Source organism: Microbispora hainanensis (genome assembly GCF_036186745.1).
Taxonomy (GTDB): domain Bacteria; phylum Actinomycetota; class Actinomycetes; order Streptosporangiales; family Streptosporangiaceae; genus Microbispora.
The window spans coordinates 7,951,177-7,967,224 of sequence record NZ_CP108086.1 but is presented as its reverse complement, the minus strand read 5'-3'; the positions used below and the strand labels follow the sequence as shown (position 1 = coordinate 7,967,224).

14 protein-coding genes, 2 tRNA genes and 1 riboswitch are annotated in these 16,048 nt (G+C 71.8%); of the genes, 10 read left to right on the top strand and 6 right to left on the bottom strand.

Translation table 11 applies throughout. From position 1 onward, the window contains the following. The first annotated feature begins 81 nt into the window (after nt 1–81). Both OHB01_RS36195 and OHB01_RS36190 read left to right on the top strand, forming a co-directional pair. Nucleotides 82–837, top strand: coding sequence for a hypothetical protein (locus OHB01_RS36195; RefSeq protein WP_328710467.1), 756 nt, complete (start codon nt 82–84; stop codon nt 835–837). 329 nt (nt 838–1,166) lie between these two features. Then, nucleotides 1,167–1,805 carry a TetR/AcrR family transcriptional regulator gene (locus OHB01_RS36190; protein ID WP_328710466.1) on the top strand — a complete coding sequence of 213 codons (639 nt, stop codon included), beginning with the start codon at nt 1,167–1,169 and terminating at the stop codon, nt 1,803–1,805. A 19-nt stretch (nt 1,806–1,824) separates the two neighbouring features. Here OHB01_RS36190 and OHB01_RS36185 read toward each other — a convergent pair whose 3' ends face one another. After that, on the bottom strand, nt 1,825–3,288 hold the full coding sequence (locus tag OHB01_RS36185) for an MFS transporter (RefSeq protein ID WP_328854594.1): 1,464 nt from the start codon (nt 3,286–3,288) through the stop codon (nt 1,825–1,827). An 84-nt stretch (nt 3,289–3,372) separates the two neighbouring features. Between OHB01_RS36185 and OHB01_RS36180 the strand changes: the two genes are divergently transcribed. Then, nucleotides 3,373–3,633 (top strand): hypothetical protein, encoded by a 261-nt coding sequence (locus OHB01_RS36180; protein ID WP_142650381.1) that lies wholly within the window; start codon nt 3,373–3,375, stop codon nt 3,631–3,633. On the opposite strand, the gene OHB01_RS36175 is transcribed toward OHB01_RS36180, so the two are convergent. Continuing rightward, nucleotides 3,604–3,678, bottom strand: a tRNA-Val gene (locus tag OHB01_RS36175). The two genes, OHB01_RS36180 and OHB01_RS36175, sit on opposite strands and share 30 nt — an antisense overlap. A gap of 25 nt (nt 3,679–3,703) precedes the next feature. Next, a tRNA-Gly gene (locus OHB01_RS36170) sits at nt 3,704–3,775 on the bottom strand. 186 nt (nt 3,776–3,961) lie between these two features. On the opposite strand from OHB01_RS36170, the gene OHB01_RS36165 reads away from it, so the two are divergent. The 4 genes from OHB01_RS36165 to glmS all read left to right on the top strand — a co-directional run bounded on the left by OHB01_RS36165 (nt 3,962) and on the right by glmS (nt 7,532). Then, on the top strand, nt 3,962–4,525 hold the full coding sequence (locus OHB01_RS36165) for a DJ-1/PfpI family protein (RefSeq protein WP_142650382.1): 564 nt from the start codon (nt 3,962–3,964) through the stop codon (nt 4,523–4,525). 119 nt (nt 4,526–4,644) lie between these two features. Then, nucleotides 4,645–5,283 carry a class I SAM-dependent methyltransferase gene (locus OHB01_RS36160; RefSeq protein ID WP_142650383.1) on the top strand — a complete coding sequence of 213 codons (639 nt, stop codon included), beginning with the start codon at nt 4,645–4,647 and terminating at the stop codon, nt 5,281–5,283. A gap of 147 nt (nt 5,284–5,430) precedes the next feature. Beyond that, nucleotides 5,431–5,706: a hypothetical protein gene (locus tag OHB01_RS36155; protein ID WP_030505148.1), complete on the top strand. Its 276-nt coding sequence runs from the start codon at nt 5,431–5,433 to the stop codon at nt 5,704–5,706. Between the two features lie 8 nt (nt 5,707–5,714). Then, complete coding sequence (gene glmS / locus OHB01_RS36150) at nt 5,715–7,532, top strand: glutamine--fructose-6-phosphate transaminase (isomerizing) (RefSeq protein WP_142650384.1); 1,818 nt, start codon at nt 5,715–5,717, stop codon at nt 7,530–7,532. Between the two features lie 52 nt (nt 7,533–7,584). Here glmS and OHB01_RS36145 read toward each other — a convergent pair whose 3' ends face one another. Beyond that, nucleotides 7,585–8,265, bottom strand: a complete 681-nt coding sequence (locus tag OHB01_RS36145) for an isochorismatase family cysteine hydrolase (protein WP_328854593.1) — start codon at nt 8,263–8,265, stop codon at nt 7,585–7,587. 11 nt (nt 8,266–8,276) lie between these two features. Continuing rightward, nucleotides 8,277–9,089, bottom strand: coding sequence for an AraC family transcriptional regulator (locus tag OHB01_RS36140; protein WP_142650386.1), 813 nt, complete (start codon nt 9,087–9,089; stop codon nt 8,277–8,279). A 340-nt stretch (nt 9,090–9,429) separates the two neighbouring features. Between OHB01_RS36140 and OHB01_RS36135 the strand changes: the two genes are divergently transcribed. The 3 genes from OHB01_RS36135 to OHB01_RS36125 all read left to right on the top strand — a co-directional run bounded on the left by OHB01_RS36135 (nt 9,430) and on the right by OHB01_RS36125 (nt 14,105). Next, nucleotides 9,430–10,368, top strand: coding sequence for a tripartite tricarboxylate transporter substrate-binding protein (locus tag OHB01_RS36135; protein WP_142650387.1), 939 nt, complete (start codon nt 9,430–9,432; stop codon nt 10,366–10,368). Between the two features lie 45 nt (nt 10,369–10,413). Then, a riboswitch (cobalamin riboswitch) is annotated at nt 10,414–10,645 on the top strand. A 134-nt stretch (nt 10,646–10,779) separates the two neighbouring features. Then, nucleotides 10,780–13,104 (top strand): ribonucleoside-diphosphate reductase subunit alpha, encoded by a 2,325-nt coding sequence (locus OHB01_RS36130; RefSeq protein WP_142650388.1) that lies wholly within the window; start codon nt 10,780–10,782, stop codon nt 13,102–13,104. Then, nucleotides 13,101–14,105, top strand: coding sequence for a ribonucleotide-diphosphate reductase subunit beta (locus OHB01_RS36125; protein WP_240971885.1), 1,005 nt, complete (start codon nt 13,101–13,103; stop codon nt 14,103–14,105). The genes OHB01_RS36130 and OHB01_RS36125 overlap by 4 nt, the downstream gene beginning before the upstream one ends. 145 nt (nt 14,106–14,250) lie before the next feature. Here the strand turns inward: OHB01_RS36125 and OHB01_RS36120 are convergent, their stop codons facing one another. Next, nucleotides 14,251–15,828 carry a hypothetical protein gene (locus tag OHB01_RS36120; RefSeq protein ID WP_328710460.1) on the bottom strand — a complete coding sequence of 526 codons (1,578 nt, stop codon included), beginning with the start codon at nt 15,826–15,828 and terminating at the stop codon, nt 14,251–14,253. Between the last annotated feature and the right edge of the window lie 220 nt (nt 15,829–16,048).

Genomic DNA, 16,048 nt, shown 5'->3' with positions numbered 1-16,048 from the left:
TACCGGAAGGAAGCGACGACACATGGCCCTTGCAGGCACACGCACCGCTTGGGGGGACGCCGTCCGCGGATGTGATGAGCGGTGAGCGAGCATCTGGCGCGCTACCTCGAGACGCTGTCCCGCACGCAGCACGCGCTGTCGTCCGGGTTCCGCGCGCTGCGGCGCGGCCACCCCCGCGAGTCCGACCTCTGCGGCGTCTGCGAGCGCCTGGCCGCGCAGTGCCGCGATCACACCGAACGGCTGGAGCCCTTCCTGCACAGGTACCGCTCCGCGGAATCGCGCGATCCGGGTTCCGCCCCGTCGCGGCCCACGGGGCTGGACACGTTCGGCACCGGTGGTTTCGACGCGGGTTTCGATTCAGGGTTCGACGCCGCGGGTTTCGGTACGGGTTCATTCGACGCCGGTGGCTTCGGCAGGGGCGAGTTCGATACCGGCGAGTTCGATACCGGCGGCTTCGCCGCCGGGGCTTTCGACGCCGCGAGTATCGACGCCGCGAGTATCGACGGCGGGGATTTCGAGGCCGCGGGCGCGGAGACCGGAACCGCCCGCCGCCCACGGATGACGCCGGGCTCGCGCGGGGACGGCGGCGGCCTCGCGCTGCTGCGCGAGCTGCACGGGCTGTATCTCCTCGCCACCGAGTGCGACCTGTCGTGGAGCGTGGTCGCACAGGCCGCCCGCGGGCTCAGGGACGACGAGCTGCTCGGCCTCGCCCGCCACTGTGCCCCGGAGACGGCCGTCCAGTTGCTCTGGCTGCGCACCCGGATGCATCAGGCCGCGCCACAGGTTCTCGTCGTGCAATCCGCGAGCCCACAAAAGGGCGACAAAAGCCGTCATTAAGAAGAAATCTAGACAAGCATCGGACTATTTCCGGTTAAATGGTTTGTGTTCGCCCTGGACTAATCGATAGAAGATTATCTCGGCGGCGATGACGGGCAGGGATCCGCCGTGCCCATCGGGATACCGGTGCTCTTGGCGGGGGCGCGCCGGTGGCGGCGGGAATGCTTCGCCGGAAATGGCGAGCGCCGTGCCGCGATTCCTCGGCGGCGCCGGCCGCGTGTCAGCGGCCGGCGCCGCCGCGGATCCAGGCTTCCACGGGCGAGATCGGACCGCGAAACCGCTTTTCCGGCGCGGCGTAGGATGGGGGCCGACTTCACGGGAGGGCCGAGATGGGCGGGGTCGCCGTTCGTGACCAGTCCGGCCATGCCGGCGGAGGCCAGCGCCGGCACGGAGCGGAGTTGCAGCGGGCCATCTTCGACGCGGTCTTCGCCGAGCTGAGCGAGGTCGGCTTCGCCCGGATGACCATGGACAGCGTCGCGCTCGCGGCCCACACGGGCAAGGCGGCGCTCTACCGCCGCTGGGGCAACAAGAAGGAGCTCGTGCTCGACGCGCTCAGCAGCGTGCTGCCGTCGCCGTACGACGTCGAGCTGACCGGGCACGTCCGCGACGACCTGATCGCGCTGCTGTCGTGCATCCGGCGCGCCGCCGACGCGACCCGGGCCGGCGCGTTCCACGCGATGGCCGTGGAGGGCGACGGCGACTGCCGCAAGCTGTTCGACCAGCGGGTCCTGCGGCCCTGCAAGGAACTGATCGCCGAAGTCCTGCGGCAGGGGGCGGCCAGAGGCGAGGTGGCGTCCGAGGCGGCCGATCCGCTGGTGGCCGCGGCCGGCCCGGCCCTGCTCGCCGACCACATCCTCACCGAGGGCACCGCCATCCCCGAAGACCTGGTCGTCTCGGTCGTCGACCGCGTCCTGCTGCCCCTGACGGCGGCAACCGGCGTCAGGGGCGGCGACGCCCCTGGTCAGTAGGCCGGGTCGGTAGGCCGGGTCAGTAGGCACGGTCAGTAGGCCGGACCGGCCTGAAGCCGCCGATGAGGCTGATGACGAGCAGCACGACGCCGAGCATCGCCGCCGCCAGGAACGCGCGAGTGAAGCCGTAGGTGGCCGCGTGCTGCGCCTGGGCCTGCGCGGACAGGCCGGCCACGGGATGGGCGGCGGCGTGGCGTGCCGCTGTGCCCGCGACGGTGACGAGCGCGGCCAGGCCGAGTGCCGTGCCGAGCTGGGAGGTGGTGTTGAGCATGCCCGAGGCGGCGCCCGACTCGGTCGCGGCCACCCGCGCCGTCGCGCCGACGGTCGAGGGAACGTAGATGAGGCCCGCGCCGATGCCGAACAGCACCAGCGGAACGGCGACCCCGGGGAAGTAGCCGCTGGTCTCGTCGAGCCGGCCGAGCCAGAGCAGCCCGGCCGTGACCGCGAGCGCCCCGATGGCGGTCGGGATCGCCGGTCCGGTCTTCGGCAGCAGCGCCGCGGTGCGCTGCGCCGACACGACCAGGACGAGCGAGACGGGCAGGAACGCGAGACCCGCCTGGAGCGGGCCGAATCCGAGCACCTCCTGCAGGAACTGGGTGAGGAAGTAGAACATCCCGCCCATGCTCGCGCCGACCACCAGCATCGCCGCGTACGAACGGAGCCGCAGCGGGTCGCGCAGCAGGTGGAGCGGGGTGATCGGCTGGGGGGCGCGGGACTCGGCCAGCGCGAACAGCGCCAGCGACACCACGGCCACGCCGATCGCGATCGAAGTGACCCGGTCGCCCCAGCCGGCCGAGGCCGCGTTGATCAGCCCGAAGGCCAGGGCGCCCATGCCGGTCGTGGAGGTGAGTGCACCGGGGAGGTCGAACCTGCCGGGCGACCGCTCGGCCTCGCGGACGAACAGCGGTGTGAGGACGAGCACGGCGACGGTGATGGGCACGTTGATGAAAAGGACCCAACGCCAGGAGGCCACGTGGGTGAGGACGCCGCCGACGATGAGCCCGAGCGTGGCCGCCGAGCCGGAAACCGCTCCCCACAACCCGAGGGCGCGGGTGCGTTCGGGCCCTTCGGCGAAGTTGGTCGAGATGAGCGCGAGCGCGGACGGCGAGGCGAGCGCCGCCCCCAGCCCCTGGACGGCCCGCGCCCCGAGCAGCCAGCCCGGGGCCGGGGCGAGCCCGCCGACCAGCGAGGCCACGCCGAACAACGCGACGCCGGTGACGAAGACCCGGCGGCGGCCGACGATGTCCCCCGCCCGCCCGCCGAGCAGGAGCAACCCGCCGAAGGTGACGGTGTAGGCGTTGAGCACCCAGGCCAGGCCCTCGGAGGTGAAGCCGAGCGTGTCGTGGATCTGGGGGAGCGCGATGTTCACGACGGTGACGTCGAGGACCAGCATGAGCTGGCAGAACAGCAGGGCGGTGAGTACGAGGCCGGGCCGGTGCCGGGCCGGGCGGGTGGACCGCGTGTCGGTCGTGGGGGTCGGCAAAGCGGGCTCCAGGGAGCGGCGGGGCGGTCGTTGGGACCCACCGATAGTGAACGTGGACGTCTACTACGCTCACTGTAAGAAGTAGTGAACGCCGACGTCTACAACTCGCCGGACGGCCGGACCTCAGCCGAACCGCGTCGTGAGCGCCGGATGGAGCCTTGGGTGTCCGCCTCGTTCATGTGCGCAGAGGCGATGTCGCCGTCCGGGCGGATCGGCATCCGGCGCGTGCATCGGGCCCACCCGCTGGGGCCGCGCGGCGACGGGAACGAACGCAAAAAGCCGAGCCGCGAAAGCGGCCCGGCCTTTGACGGGATGTGGTGGACGATACTGGGATTGAACCAGTGACCTCTTCCGTGTCAGGGAAGCGCTCTCCCGCTGAGCTAATCGTCCGTGCCCGGATCTCGTCCGGGCTCCGAGCGGAAGACGGGATTCGAACCCGCGACCCTCACCTTGGCAAGGTGATGCTCTACCACTGAGCCACTTCCGCAGCGATCGCTCGGGTTTTTCCCGGCGACGCAGGAATAACTCTAGCGGATCCCGGAGGGTGCCGGTGCCAACTGGCCTCAATCCCGGCGCCCACGCGGCACGTGACCGAAGGAAGCCGAGACGTTGACCCGCGGGCGAGGCCGTGCGCACGATGAGGCGGCAACCGTACGCACGAGGGGGTTACGCCATGGCGAAGGTGCTGATCATCACCGGTGACGCGGCCGAGGACCTCGAGGTGATGTACCCGTACCAGCGGCTTCTGGAGGAGGGCTACGAGGCGCGCATCGCGGCGCCGTCCGCGAAGAAGCTGCAGTTCGTGGTGCACGACTTCGTGGACGGCTTCGACACCTACACCGAGAAGCCGGGCCACACCTGGGCGGCCGACGTCGCCTTCTCCGACGTGAACCCGGACGAGTACGCCGCGCTGGTGATCCCCGGCGGCCGGGCCCCCGAGTACATCCGCGGCGACCGGGACGTCCAGGAGATCGTCCGCCACTTCGCGGACGCCGGAAAGCCGATCGCCGCGCTCTGTCACGGGCCGCTGGTGCTCGCCGCCGCCGGGGTGCTGAAGGGCCGCGAGAGCAGCGCGTACCCCGCCTGCGCGACCGACGTCGAGAACGGCGGCGGCACGTGGGTCGACAGCGAGGCGCACGTCGACCGGAACCTCGTGACCGGGCGGGCCTGGCCGGACCACCCGGCGTGGATGCGTGAGTTCATGAAGGTGCTGCGCGCCGCCGCCCCGGCGGCCTGACCGCCCGCGCCGGCCTGCGGGGGCGGTTCTTCCCGGGTCCGCCCCCGATCGCCCGCGCCGCGCACGCCGCGCGTCCGGAGGTCCGCGCGGGGTGAGCCGAGGCACTAGAGTCACCCGCCATGACCGAATCCGCCCCCTATCTCACCGCGACGGCCCAGGCGTACGACTCCGTCGCCGACCTCTACGCCGATCTCTTCCGGGACTCGCTCGACCGCCTGCCGCTGGACCGCGCGGCGCTGGCCGCGTTCGCCGAGCTCGTACGGACCGACGGGGCAGGGCCCGTCGCCGAACTCGGCTGCGGCCCCGGTTATGTGACGGCGCACCTTCGGAGTCTGGGGCTGGACGCCTTCGGCATCGACCTGTCACCCCGGATGATCGAGCTCGCCCGTGCGGCGCACCCCGGGCTGCGCTTCGAGGTCGGTTCCATGCACGCGCTCGACCTCGCCGACGGCGAGCTGCGCGGCATCCTGTCGTGGTACTCGGTCATCCACACCCCGCCGCGGGAGCTGCCGCCGTACTTCGCCGAGTTCCGCCGTGTGCTGGCCCCCGGCGGCCACCTCCTGCTCGGGTTCTTCGAATCCGAGGGCGATCCGGTGACGGAGTTCGACCACAAGGCGGCGCCGGCGTACCGCTGGCCGATCGACGGCCTCGCCGAGCCGGCGCGCGAGGCGGGCTTCGCCGAGGTGGCACGGATGCTGCGCGAGCCTCTCGACGGCGAGCGGTTCCGCCAGGGCCGCCTGCTGCTGCGCAGGAGCTGAATCCCGGCGGGCGGCCTCGCGGACACTGCCCTGACCGCAACGAGGGGCTGTCATGGCGCCGTTTGGAGCCTTCGCGGAGCTGATCCTGCCCGAAAACGGGCAGGATCCTTGTTAGTCGGTATCGGCGCTGCGTTAGGGTCCTGCTCTGTGTCCACGGCACGGCATCCCTTCGAGGATCTGATCGGTCACCTCACCCGGACCACGTCACTGGGGCCCGGGGAGGCGGCTCGCGTGGTGGCCGACGTCCTGGCGTACTTCGGCGAGCCCGCGGAAGAGTACGTGCGGCGCCGCCACGGCGAACTCAAGTCGAGGGGGCTGACGAACGACCAGATCTTTCCCAGAATCTCCGCCGAGCTCGCGGGAAGGCGTGTCGCGGCACCGGAGCTGACCCTGCGCCAGCTCCGGCGGATCGTTTACGGATAGGAGCGGTTATGTGCGGAATCGTCGCTTATGTCGGGCCAAAGGATGCGGCACCCATCCTGCTCGAAGGTCTCCAGCGACTGGAGTACCGGGGCTACGACTCGGCCGGCCTCGCCGTCGTGAACGCCAAGAGCCTCAAGACGCGCAAGGTCAAGGGCCGGGTCGCCGACCTGGCGGCGGCCGTACCCGCGAAGTTCAAGGGCACGAGCGGCATCGGGCACACCCGCTGGGCCACCCACGGCGCGCCCAGTGACGTGAACGCGCACCCGCACCTCGACCAGGAGCAGCGCGTCGCGGTCGTGCACAACGGCATCATCGAGAACGCCGACGAGCTGCGCCGCCGCCTGGAGGGCGAGGGCGTGAAGTTCGAGAGCGAGACCGACAGCGAGGTGCTCTCGCAGCTCGTCGGGCGCATGGTCAAGGAGACCGACTCGCTGCGCGAGGCCGTCTCACGGGCGCTGAAGAGCGTGGTCGGCACGTACGGCATCGCCGTCATCGACGCGCAGCGTCCCGGCGAGATCGTGGTGGCCCGCAACGGCAGCCCGATCGTGCTCGGCCTCGGCGAGAAGGAGATGTTCGCCGCCTCCGACGTCGCCGCGCTCATCCGCTACACCCGGCAGGTCGTCCACCTGGAGGACGGCGAGCTCGCGGTCATCAAGGCCGACGGGTTCAACACGTTCACCAGCGACGCCAGGGAGACGGCCAAGGAGCCGTTCACGGTCGACTGGGACGCCGGCCACTACGACAACGGCGGCTACGAGCACTACCTGCTCAAGGAGATCTCCGAGCAGCCCGACACGGTCGCCCGCACGCTGCGCGGCCGGATCGACGACCGGTTCCACATCGCCCACCTGGGCGGCCTCAACATGGACGCCCGCGAGACCCGCTCGTTCCGCCGCGTGAAGATCATCGGCTGTGGGTCCGCGTACTACTCCGGGCAGATGGGCGCGCAGCTCATCGAGGAGCTGGCCCGCATCCCCGCCGACGCCGAGCCCGCGTCGGAGTTCCGCTACCGCAGCCCCGTCGTCGAGCCCGACACGCTGTACGTGGCGATCAGCCAGTCGGGGGAGACGTACGACACGCTCGCCGCCGTGCAGGAGCTCAAGCGCAAGGGCGGCCGGGTGCTCGGCATCGTCAACACCGTCGGCAGCGCCATCGCCCGGGAGACCGACGGCGGCATCTACCTGCACGCGGGTCCCGAGGTCTCGGTGGCGTCCACCAAGGCGTTCACCTCGACGGCCGTGGCGTTCGCGCTGCTCGCCCTGCACCTCGGCCGCGTACGCGACCTGTCGCCCGCCGACGGCCGCAGGATCTGCGAGGGCCTGCGCCGGCTGCCCGAGCAGATCAAGGAGATCCTCACGCTGGAGGACCGGATCAGGGATCTGGCGAAGAAGTACGCCGACTCGCCGGGCATGATGTTCGTCGGCCGGGTGCGCGGCTACCCGGTGGCCCGCGAGGGCGCGCAGAAGCTCAAGGAGATCTCCTACGTCCACGCCGAGGCATACCCGGCGAGCGAGCTCAAGCACGGCCCGCTCGCGCTGATCAGCCCCGAGCTGCCGACGGTCGCGATCGTCCCGGACGACGAGCTGCTCGACAAGAACCTCACCACGCTGGGCGAGATCCGGGCCAGGCACGGGCGCATCCTCATGGTCGGCCACCGCACGTCCGAGGCGGCCGACGACTGCATCGTGGTGCCCAAGAACGAGGTCGAGCTCGACCCCATCCTGCTCACGATCCCGCTGCAGCTTTTCGCCTACCACGCGGCCGTCGCCCTGGAGCGCGACGTCGACCGCCCGCGCAACCTCGCCAAGAGCGTGACGGTCGAATAACCGTCCGCACGCCGTACGGCCCACGCCGCGTGCCGGTGCGGGCCGTACGGAGTCAGGCCCGGGACGCCGCGCGCGACCGGACGGCGGCGACGACCTCGCTCGTGTCCAGGCAGGCGATGCCCATCCCCGCCAGCTCGCGGTCCGCGCCGGCGGTCCAGCCGGACAGGGCGTCGCGGACCGCGACGGCGCGCAGGTCGCGCTCGGTCGCGTCGACGAGGGTGGAACGCGGGCAGTTCGGGTAGTTGCACCCGGCGACGACCACGGTGCTCACCGCGCGTTCCGCGAGGTGCTCCAGCAGCGGGGTGCCGTAGAAGGCGCTCCAGCGGGCTTTGTACAGGATGTGCTCGCCCGGGCCGACCTCCTGCGCGCGTCCCGCGAGGAGCAGGTCCGGGTCGAGCTCGCGTTCCGCCGTTCCGCCGGGGAGCCCGCCGGGGAGCAGTCCGGCGGCCAGCTGGGAGCCCGGGGAGTGCGGGTTGACCATGCCGCGCAGCGTCCGGCGGCACAGGTCGGCGTTGCTGCCGTCGGGCAGATAGAGGCGCACGACATGCACGATGGGCCGCCCCGCCTCGCGGAACGCGTGCGTGAGGCGCCGGACCGCGGGCAGCACCTCGGCGGTGCCGGCGATGCCGGCGACGAAGTCGCGCTGCAGGTCGATGGTGAGCAGCGCGCTGCGGGAGAACTCGGGCCCGGTGTATTCGGGCCCGGTGTATTCGTGGCTGGTGTATTCGTCCATGCCCGGCAACGCTAGGCGCGCGAGCCGCGCCGGTCTTGTACGTCGTTGCGCGCGAACCGGCCCGGGGTGGCCGCGAACGTACGGCGGAAATGGCGGTGCAGGTGCGCCTGGTCGTAGAAGCCGCTCTCCGCGGCGGCCCGCGCGATGGTGTGCCCGGCGGTCAGGAGCTGCTGGGCGCAGCGCAGGCGGAGCTGGAGCAGGTAGCCGTGCGGGGTCACGCCGGTCTCGCGGCGGAAGGCGCGCAGCAGCCGGAACCGGGGCAGGCCCGCCACCTGCGCGAGCTCGTCCAGGCTTGGGGTGCGCCGCAGGTCTTCGGCCAGATGCCGCTGCACCTTCGCGACCGGCCCCGCCGGCGTCGTGCGGATGGGCGCCGGGGCGATTCCGCGGCGCGTGTAGCGGGCGAGGATCTCGGTGCACAGCGCCTCGAACTCCTCCTGCGCGGCGAGGGAGGTCTGGTCCCGGCGGCGGTGCAGCCGGATCAGGCGGGCGGCCAGGCGAGGATCGTACGGAGCCGGTGTGGAGAAGGCCGGCCGGTGCCCGGCGAGCTCCGCGAGCAGGTGCTGCGGGATGTAGAAGACCCGGTAGTCCCAGCCCTCGGGGATGCCGGGACGGCCGGCGTGGATGGTGTCGGCGTCGAGGAGGAGCAGGCTGCCCGCGGGCGCGTGCTCGGTGGCGCCGCGATAGCGGACGGCCTCCACCCCGCGCTCGATCGCCGCTATGGCGTACTCGCTGTGCGCGTGCGGAACGAAGTGATGCCTACGGAAGGACGCCGTCATCAGCCGTATGTCGTCGCGGCCGTAACGGTGCTCGACAAGGTCCTCCATGCCTGCCTTTGTATACGACGCCTGTATCCCTGACCGAGCGGGTGTTGCGCACGCGGAACTGCCCGCGCGAGCCAAGCGGGTCGAGGTGATCAAGCCCGACCTGCGTGCCCACTGTCACACCTGCTGTGCCGCACTGGGCAGTCACCATCGCAGCGAGGACGACGGCTTCTTTCCGAGCTCCTGCGGCAGGCGCCTGACCCGCGACCACCGCGGGATCGCCCTCTACCCGGCGAGAACCACCCATCGATCGCCGCAGCCGTAACGTCCGTTATGTGGTGACATGGTGTAGTTACTCATAGTCTGTGCATGTAAGGGACTCTTCGGGGTGGAGGGTGCCGACATGCGACGCCGTACGGTCCTCGCACTGGGAGTCCTGGCCCTCGCGGGCGCATGCGGTGTCCCCGCACCCCCGCGCCGCGGGGAGCTCTCCCTGATGGTCCCGGGCCCGCCCGGCGGGTGCGGGGAGGGCGTCGCCGCCGGGTTCAAGTCGCTCGTGGAAGGGCGTGGCTGGGCCCGGGCCGTACGGATCAGGCGGGAGACCGGTGGCGGCGGGACGGCTCTCGCCGACCTGAACCGGCCGGGGGCCGGCCTGGTGGTCGCCGACTCCGCGCTGCTCGCCGCCTGCGCGCTGGCCCGCGACCCCCTCCTCGTGGCCCGGGCCGTACCGCTCGCGCGGCTGGCGGGGGAGTGGGAGGTGCTGGTCGCCTCGCCCGACTCGGGCTATCGCACGTTCGACCAGTTCGCCGCCGCGCTGCTGCGGAACCCGGGGGCGCACCGGGTCGCGGGCGGCGCCGACCGTGGCCCGGAACACCTGCTGTTCGGCATGACCGCCCGGGGCCTGGGAGCCGACGTCCGCCTGCTCGACTACGTCGCGTTCGGCAGCAGGGCGCAGGCCGTCGCCGCGGTCGTCGACGGGCGGCTCGCGCTCGGGTTCGGCAGCAGGCGCGAGGTCGCCCCCCATGTGCGCGCCGGACGGCTGCGCCCGCTCGCCGTCTCCTCCGCCGAGCGGCTGTCCGGGGTGGACGCGCCGACGCTGTCGGAGTCGGGCGTACGCGTCGTGTTCGCCGACTGGACCGGGCTGATCGCCCCGCGCGGCACGCCCGAGCCGGACGCCCTGCTCGATCTGTGCCGTGCCGTCGCCGGCACGCCGGGCTGGCGGCGCCTGTGCGAGCGCAACGACTGGACGCCGATGTGGCTCGACGGCGACGACTTCCGGCAATGGCTCGCCGGCGAGGCGCGCCGTACGGCCCTGCTCCTCAATGATCTCGGACTCCGCTGAAAAACACAACTTGTGGGGGCGCTTGCGGGAAGGGCCACTAGATGTAGGATCCATCGCGTTGCTGGTTCACCTTGGTGAGGCAAGAGGGAACCCGGTGGAAATCCGGGACTGCCCCGCAGCGGTGAGCGGGAACGACCGCCGTCGGCACAGCACGGTGCTGTGCTCCGAGCACTGGGCGCGAGCGCGCCCGGGAAGCGACGGCCAGTAGGACCGGCAGGGCGCGAGCCCGGCCGGGCGCCCGCGAGTCCGAAGACCTGCCAGCGATGCGCGCGCATGGGCGCGCGCCCCGCGCCGGGCCCCGAGGGCGGGCTCGCCGCATCGTCACGGCACGAATCCCTCTCGTGCGCGTGCGCCGCGGCATGCCTCCCTCCGGTCCGGCCGGGACACGAGACGACGAGGAGAGGGCATCTGATGACGATCACCGACCCGGCCTCCGCTTCCGCGGACCCCGCGTCAGAGGTACGCGGCGGGCCGTGGGCTTCGGCGGGGAACTCCGGACCCTCCACCGGTGCCGTACGGCGGGCATCGGCCGGCCCGGACGGCGGCCCGGACGGCGGCCCGGACGGCGGGTGGGACGCGGCGCAGGTCTGGCAGGCCATCGAGGAGGCGGCGGCCGGGGTCATCGCCGACCCGGAGAACTCGCGCCGGGCGGCCAGGCTGCTGAGCGGGCTGATCGCGGAGGAGGCGGCGGCCGAGGGGGTGCGCACGTTCTCCGAGTCGGTCGCCGCCGCCCACGCCGCCGGGCTGCTTGGCGACGCCGTCGCCGCCTTCGTGGCCGGTGAGGCCGAGGCGCTCGACGCGCTGATCGACCCGGCGGCCGACGACCGGTTCGAATACTTCGGGCTGCGCACGGTCTACGACCGCTACCTGCTGCGCCACCCGGTCACCCGGCGCGTGCTGGAGCGCCCGCAGCACTTCCTGCTGCGCGTCGCCTGCGGGCTGTCGGCCACGGTGGCGGAGGCGGCCGAGCTGTACGGCCTGATGTCCACGCTGGCCTATCTGCCCAGCTCGCCGACGCTGTTCAACTCGGGCGCGCGCCGGCCGCAGCTCTCGTCGTGCTTCCTGCTCGACTCCCCGAGGGACGAGCTGGAGAGCATCTACGAGCGGTACGGCCAGGTGGCCCGGCTGTCGAAGTATTCGGGCGGGATCGGCATCGCCTGGACGCGGGTGCGCTCGCGCGGCTCGCTGATCCGGGGCACCAACGGCCTGTCCAACGGCATCGTGCCGTGGCTGCGCACGCTCGACGCGTCGGTGGCGGCCGTCAATCAGGGCGGCAGGCGCAAGGGCGCGGCCTGCGTCTACCTGGAGACCTGGCACGCCGACATCGAGGAGTTCCTGGAGCTTCGCGACAACACGGGCGAGGAGTCGCGGCGCACGCACAACCTCAACCTGGCCAACTGGGTGCCCGACGAGTTCATGCGCCGGGTCGAGGCGGACGGCACGTGGTCGCTGTTCGACCCCAAGGAGGTCCCCGAGCTGACCGACCTGTGGGGTGAGGCGTTCGACACCCGTTATCGCGAGCTGGAGGCCGCCGGGTGCTACGTCAAGCAGGTGCCGGCCCGCGCCCTCTATGCCCGGATGATGCGCACGCTCGCCCAGACCGGCAACGGCTGGATGACGTTCAAGGACGCCTCCAACCGCGCCTCCAACCAGACCGCGCGGCCCGGCAACGTCATCCACCTGTCCAACCTGTGCACCGAGATCCTGGAGGTCACCAGCGACGGCGAGACCGCCGTGTGCAACCTCGGCTCGGTCAACCTCGCCGCGCACCTGACCCCGGAGGGCGACGCCGTCGACTTCGGCAGGCTCCGCGCCACCGTCCGCACCGCCGTACGGTTCCTGGACCGGACGATCGACCTCGGCTTCTATCCGACGCCCGAGGCGGAGGCGGCCAACCGCAAGTGGCGGCCGGTCGGCCTCGGCGTCATGGGCCTCGCCGACGTGTTCTTCGCGCTGCGCCTGCCGTTCGACTCGCCCGAGGCGCTCGCGCTGTCCACCCGCATCGCCGAGGAGATCGCGCTCGCGGCGTACGGCACCTCGGCCGACCTGGCCGCGGAGCGCGGGCGCCACCCGGCGTACGGGGAGACGCGGGCGGCGGACGGCGTGCTGCACCTCGACCACTATCCGTGCACCCCGGTCCACCCGGAGGAGTGGGCCGCGCTGCGGGCCAGGATCGCGGAGACCGGACTGCGCAACTCCCTGCTGATCGCGATCGCGCCGACGGCCACGATCGCCTCGATCGCGGGCTGCTACGAGTGCGTCGAGCCGCAGGTGTCCAACGTCTTCAAGCGGGAGACGCTGTCGGGGGAGTTCCTCCAGGTCAACCGTTATCTCGTGCGGGACCTCCAGGCCCTCGGCCTGTGGACGCGGTCGATGCGCGACGCGATCAAGCTCAACGACGGCTCGATCCAGGACATCGCCGCCATCCCGGCCGAGCTCAGGACGCTCTACCGCACCGCCTGGGAGCTGCCCCAGAAGGCGCTCATCGACCTGGCCGCCGCGCGGCAGCCGTACGTCGACCAGTCGCAGTCGCTCAACCTCTTCATGGCCGCCCCCACCATCGGCAAGCTCTCGTCGATGTACGCCTACGCCTGGCGGTCGGGCCTGAAGACCACCTACTACCTGCGCTCCCGCCCGGCGACGAGGATCGCCCAGACGACCGTCCCCGCGGTCACGCCGGTGGACGCCGTCGCCTGCTCCCTTGAGAACCCCGAGATCTGCGAGGCTTGCCAATGAGAACGATGCTGCTCGACCCCGGCATGGACCTGACCCTGCGCCCGATGCGCTACCCCGGGTTCTACGAGAGGTATCGCGCGGCGATCAGGAACACCTGGACGGTCGAGGAGGTCGATCTCGCCTCCGACCTCGCCGACCTCGCGACCCTCGACGAGGGGGAGCGCCACCTGATCAACCGGCTCGTGGCGTTCTTCGCGACCGGCGACTCGATCGTGGCCAACAACCTGGTGCTGAACCTCTATCAGCACGTCAACGCCCCCGAGGCGCGGCTGTACCTGAGCAGGCAGCTGTTCGAGGAGGCGGTGCACGTCCAGTTCTACCTGACCCTGCTCGACACCTACCTGCCCGATCACGACGAGCGGGCCAAGGCGTTCGCCGCCGTCGAGCACATCCCGTCGATCCGCGACAAGGCCGAGTTCTGCTTCCGCTGGATCGACTCGATCAGCGAGCTGAACCGGCTGGAGACCCGGGAGGACCGGCGGGCCTTCCTGCTCAACCTGATCTGCTTCGCCGCCTGCATCGAGGGACTGTTCTTCTACGGCGCCTTCGCGTACGTCTACTGGTTCCGCTCGCGGGGGCTGCTCGGCGGTCTCGCGACCGGCACCAACTGGGTGTTCCGCGACGAGTCGATGCACATGGAGTTCGCCTTCGAGGTGGTGGACACCGTACGCCGCGAGGAGCCGGACCTGTTCGACGACGAGCTGGCGGCCCAGGTGACGCGGATGATGGAGGAGGCGGTCGCCGCCGAGCTCGCCTTCGCCCGCGACCTGTGCGGCGACGGGCACGGCGTCATGAGCGCGGACAACATGCGGCGTTACCTGGAGTATGTCGCCGACCGCAGGCTCGCCCGGCTCGGCCTGCCCGTGCGGTACGGCACGGATAACCCCTTCCCGTTCATGGAGTTCCAGGACGTGCAGGAGCTGGCGAACTTCTTCGAGCGCCGTGTCTCGGCCTACCAGGTGGCCGTCGAGGGCGACGTCAGCTTCGACGAGGCCTTCTGATCCGCACGGTTTTCGGCGCCCGGCTCGCCCGGCGCATCCGGATCGGACGGGTGCGCCGGGGTTTCGGCGATACGTCATTCAATCACTTGATTGACTATGCTGTGCCGTACGTCCGGCGCGTCCGGCTCGCCGAACCGACTCCCGTTCAGGGGGCGTTGGACGGCCGCAGGAGCCTGCTCGCGCCGGCGATGAGCGCGGTGGCGAGGATCCAGCCCGCCGCGATCAGTCCGTTCGCCAGCCACTGGGTCCATCCGGCCGGCTCCCAGGCCCCGCGCTGCTCGAACACGCTCACCGGCACCAGCAGGTCGAGCGTGTAGACGAAGGCGTTGAAATGGCGTGACTCGTCCAGGCCGATCTGGTGGGGTGGCCACCGCGTGAAGATCGCCGTGCCCGTCGCGAGGAGCAGCGCGGCCCACAGCCCGGCGAGCCAGGGCCGGTATCCGTACCCGACGAGCCCGTCGAGCAGCCGGCCCCACAGCCGCCCGGGCGGCCGCAGCGTCCGCCGCCGCGCCCGCTGCCTGGCCAGCAGCACCCGGCGCGCGTCCGGCTCGTGGCCGATGCGCCGGCAGTAGGCGGCGAGCTGCTCGTACGGCTGGGGGCGGTAGCCTCCGGGGTCGCGCCGCAGCCAGGAGAGCCGGTCGGCCAGGGTCGCCGGGCCGCGCAGCGACTCGTACGTCAGCCCTTCGAGCCGCACGTGGCCCGGGTAGCTCTCCGGGCGGTCGAACAGCACACCGAAGCGGGAGTAGCCGAGGTTGACCTCGCCCTCGATCGACTCGGGCAGCAGGATGAGCTCGTCCGCCTGCATGTGGCTCAGGTGCAGCGCCCGTCCGGTCGCCCGCAGCACCGCCCCGTGGAACGACAGGACCCCGCGGATATGCGCGCCGCGCAACCGTACGGTGCCGTGGGCGGTGAAGCCCGCGCCGAGCTCGGCCGCGTCGGCCTGCAAATGGTCGGCGTGCACGGCGGGGACGCCGTCCGCGGTGACGACCGCGCCCTGGAGGTAGAGCCCGCTGGCGAACCGGGCGCCGATCAGCCGCAGCCCGCCCGTGGCCCGCATGTTCCGTAAGAAGGCGCTGCCGTCCACGACCAGCCCGCCGGCCCACAGCGCGACCGACTCCCAGGTGCGCGGCTCCTGCGATCCCTCCGGCCCGCTCCAGTGCGCCTGCTCCAGGAGGGACGGCGCCCCGGGCGGCGTGCCCCGGTAGGGATTCTGGCCGGGTGTGCCCAACCGGGCACCGGAGAGCCGGAGCTGCCCGGTCACGTGGGCGTTGTCCAGGCGCACCCCCTCGCGTACGGCCGATCCGTCGAGGTCGAGCAGCCCGTCGATCGTGGCCCGGCTGGCCCGGAAGCGGACGATGTCGCAGCGGCGCAGCCGCACGCCCCTGGTCCTGGCGTCGTTGAACGAGACCGTCCCGGCGATGTGACAGTCGAGCAGGTGGATCTTCGCCTCGATCGTGGCGTCGGACAGGTTGAGATCGCCGATGATCCGGGCCCCGGCGAGCCGGACGCCCGGCACCCGGGCCGAACCGCCGGCGCCCCGGTCGAGCACCAGGGCGGAGATCACCTCCGCCCTGACCACCCGGGAGCGGCCCCACTCGCCGCCCGAGGAGGGATCGGTCTCCCGGCCGTGGCGCAGGTCGACCCAGTCGCCGGAGGGATAGGCGTCCCAGAGCCGGCGCTCGGCGGGGGTGAGCCGGCGGAAAGGGGGGCGCGATCTTCCCATGGGCCGACGATAGCGCCGATCCTCGCAAGGGCCGCCGCGCTGCTCACCTATCTGATGGACCGCCGCCCGGACGGACCAGCTGCCGCCGTACCATGGCGTGAGCTCCGATACCTCTGACCATTCGTCCTTCTCGTCGCCATCCCCTCGTCGGCGGGAATGCTCCTCTCAAAGCCCCGGCGGCAGGCCACGATCAGGTATCGGCCCCGCGCCCGCGGGGATG

Excerpts from the sequence above, each read along its gene's own strand:
- OHB01_RS36190 (WP_328710466.1), top strand. The coding sequence starts at position 1,167 with ATGGGCGGGGTCGCCGTTCGTGACCAGTCCGGCCATGCCGGCGGAGGC.
- OHB01_RS36165 (WP_142650382.1), top strand. The coding sequence starts at position 3,962 with ATGGCGAAGGTGCTGATCATCACCGGTGACGCGGCCGAGGACCTCGAG.
- OHB01_RS36160 (WP_142650383.1), top strand. The coding sequence starts at position 4,645 with ATGACCGAATCCGCCCCCTATCTCACCGCGACGGCCCAGGCGTACGAC.
- glmS (WP_142650384.1), top strand. The coding sequence starts at position 5,715 with ATGTGCGGAATCGTCGCTTATGTCGGGCCAAAGGATGCGGCACCCATC.
- OHB01_RS36145 (WP_328854593.1), bottom strand. The coding sequence starts at position 8,265 with ATGGACGAATACACCAGCCACGAATACACCGGGCCCGAATACACCGGG.
- OHB01_RS36140 (WP_142650386.1), bottom strand. The coding sequence starts at position 9,089 with ATGGAGGACCTTGTCGAGCACCGTTACGGCCGCGACGACATACGGCTG.
- OHB01_RS36135 (WP_142650387.1), top strand. The coding sequence starts at position 9,430 with ATGCGACGCCGTACGGTCCTCGCACTGGGAGTCCTGGCCCTCGCGGGC.
- OHB01_RS36130 (WP_142650388.1), top strand. The coding sequence starts at position 10,780 with ATGACGATCACCGACCCGGCCTCCGCTTCCGCGGACCCCGCGTCAGAG.
- OHB01_RS36125 (WP_240971885.1), top strand. The coding sequence starts at position 13,101 with ATGAGAACGATGCTGCTCGACCCCGGCATGGACCTGACCCTGCGCCCG.
- OHB01_RS36120 (WP_328710460.1), bottom strand. The coding sequence starts at position 15,828 with ATGGGAAGATCGCGCCCCCCTTTCCGCCGGCTCACCCCCGCCGAGCGC.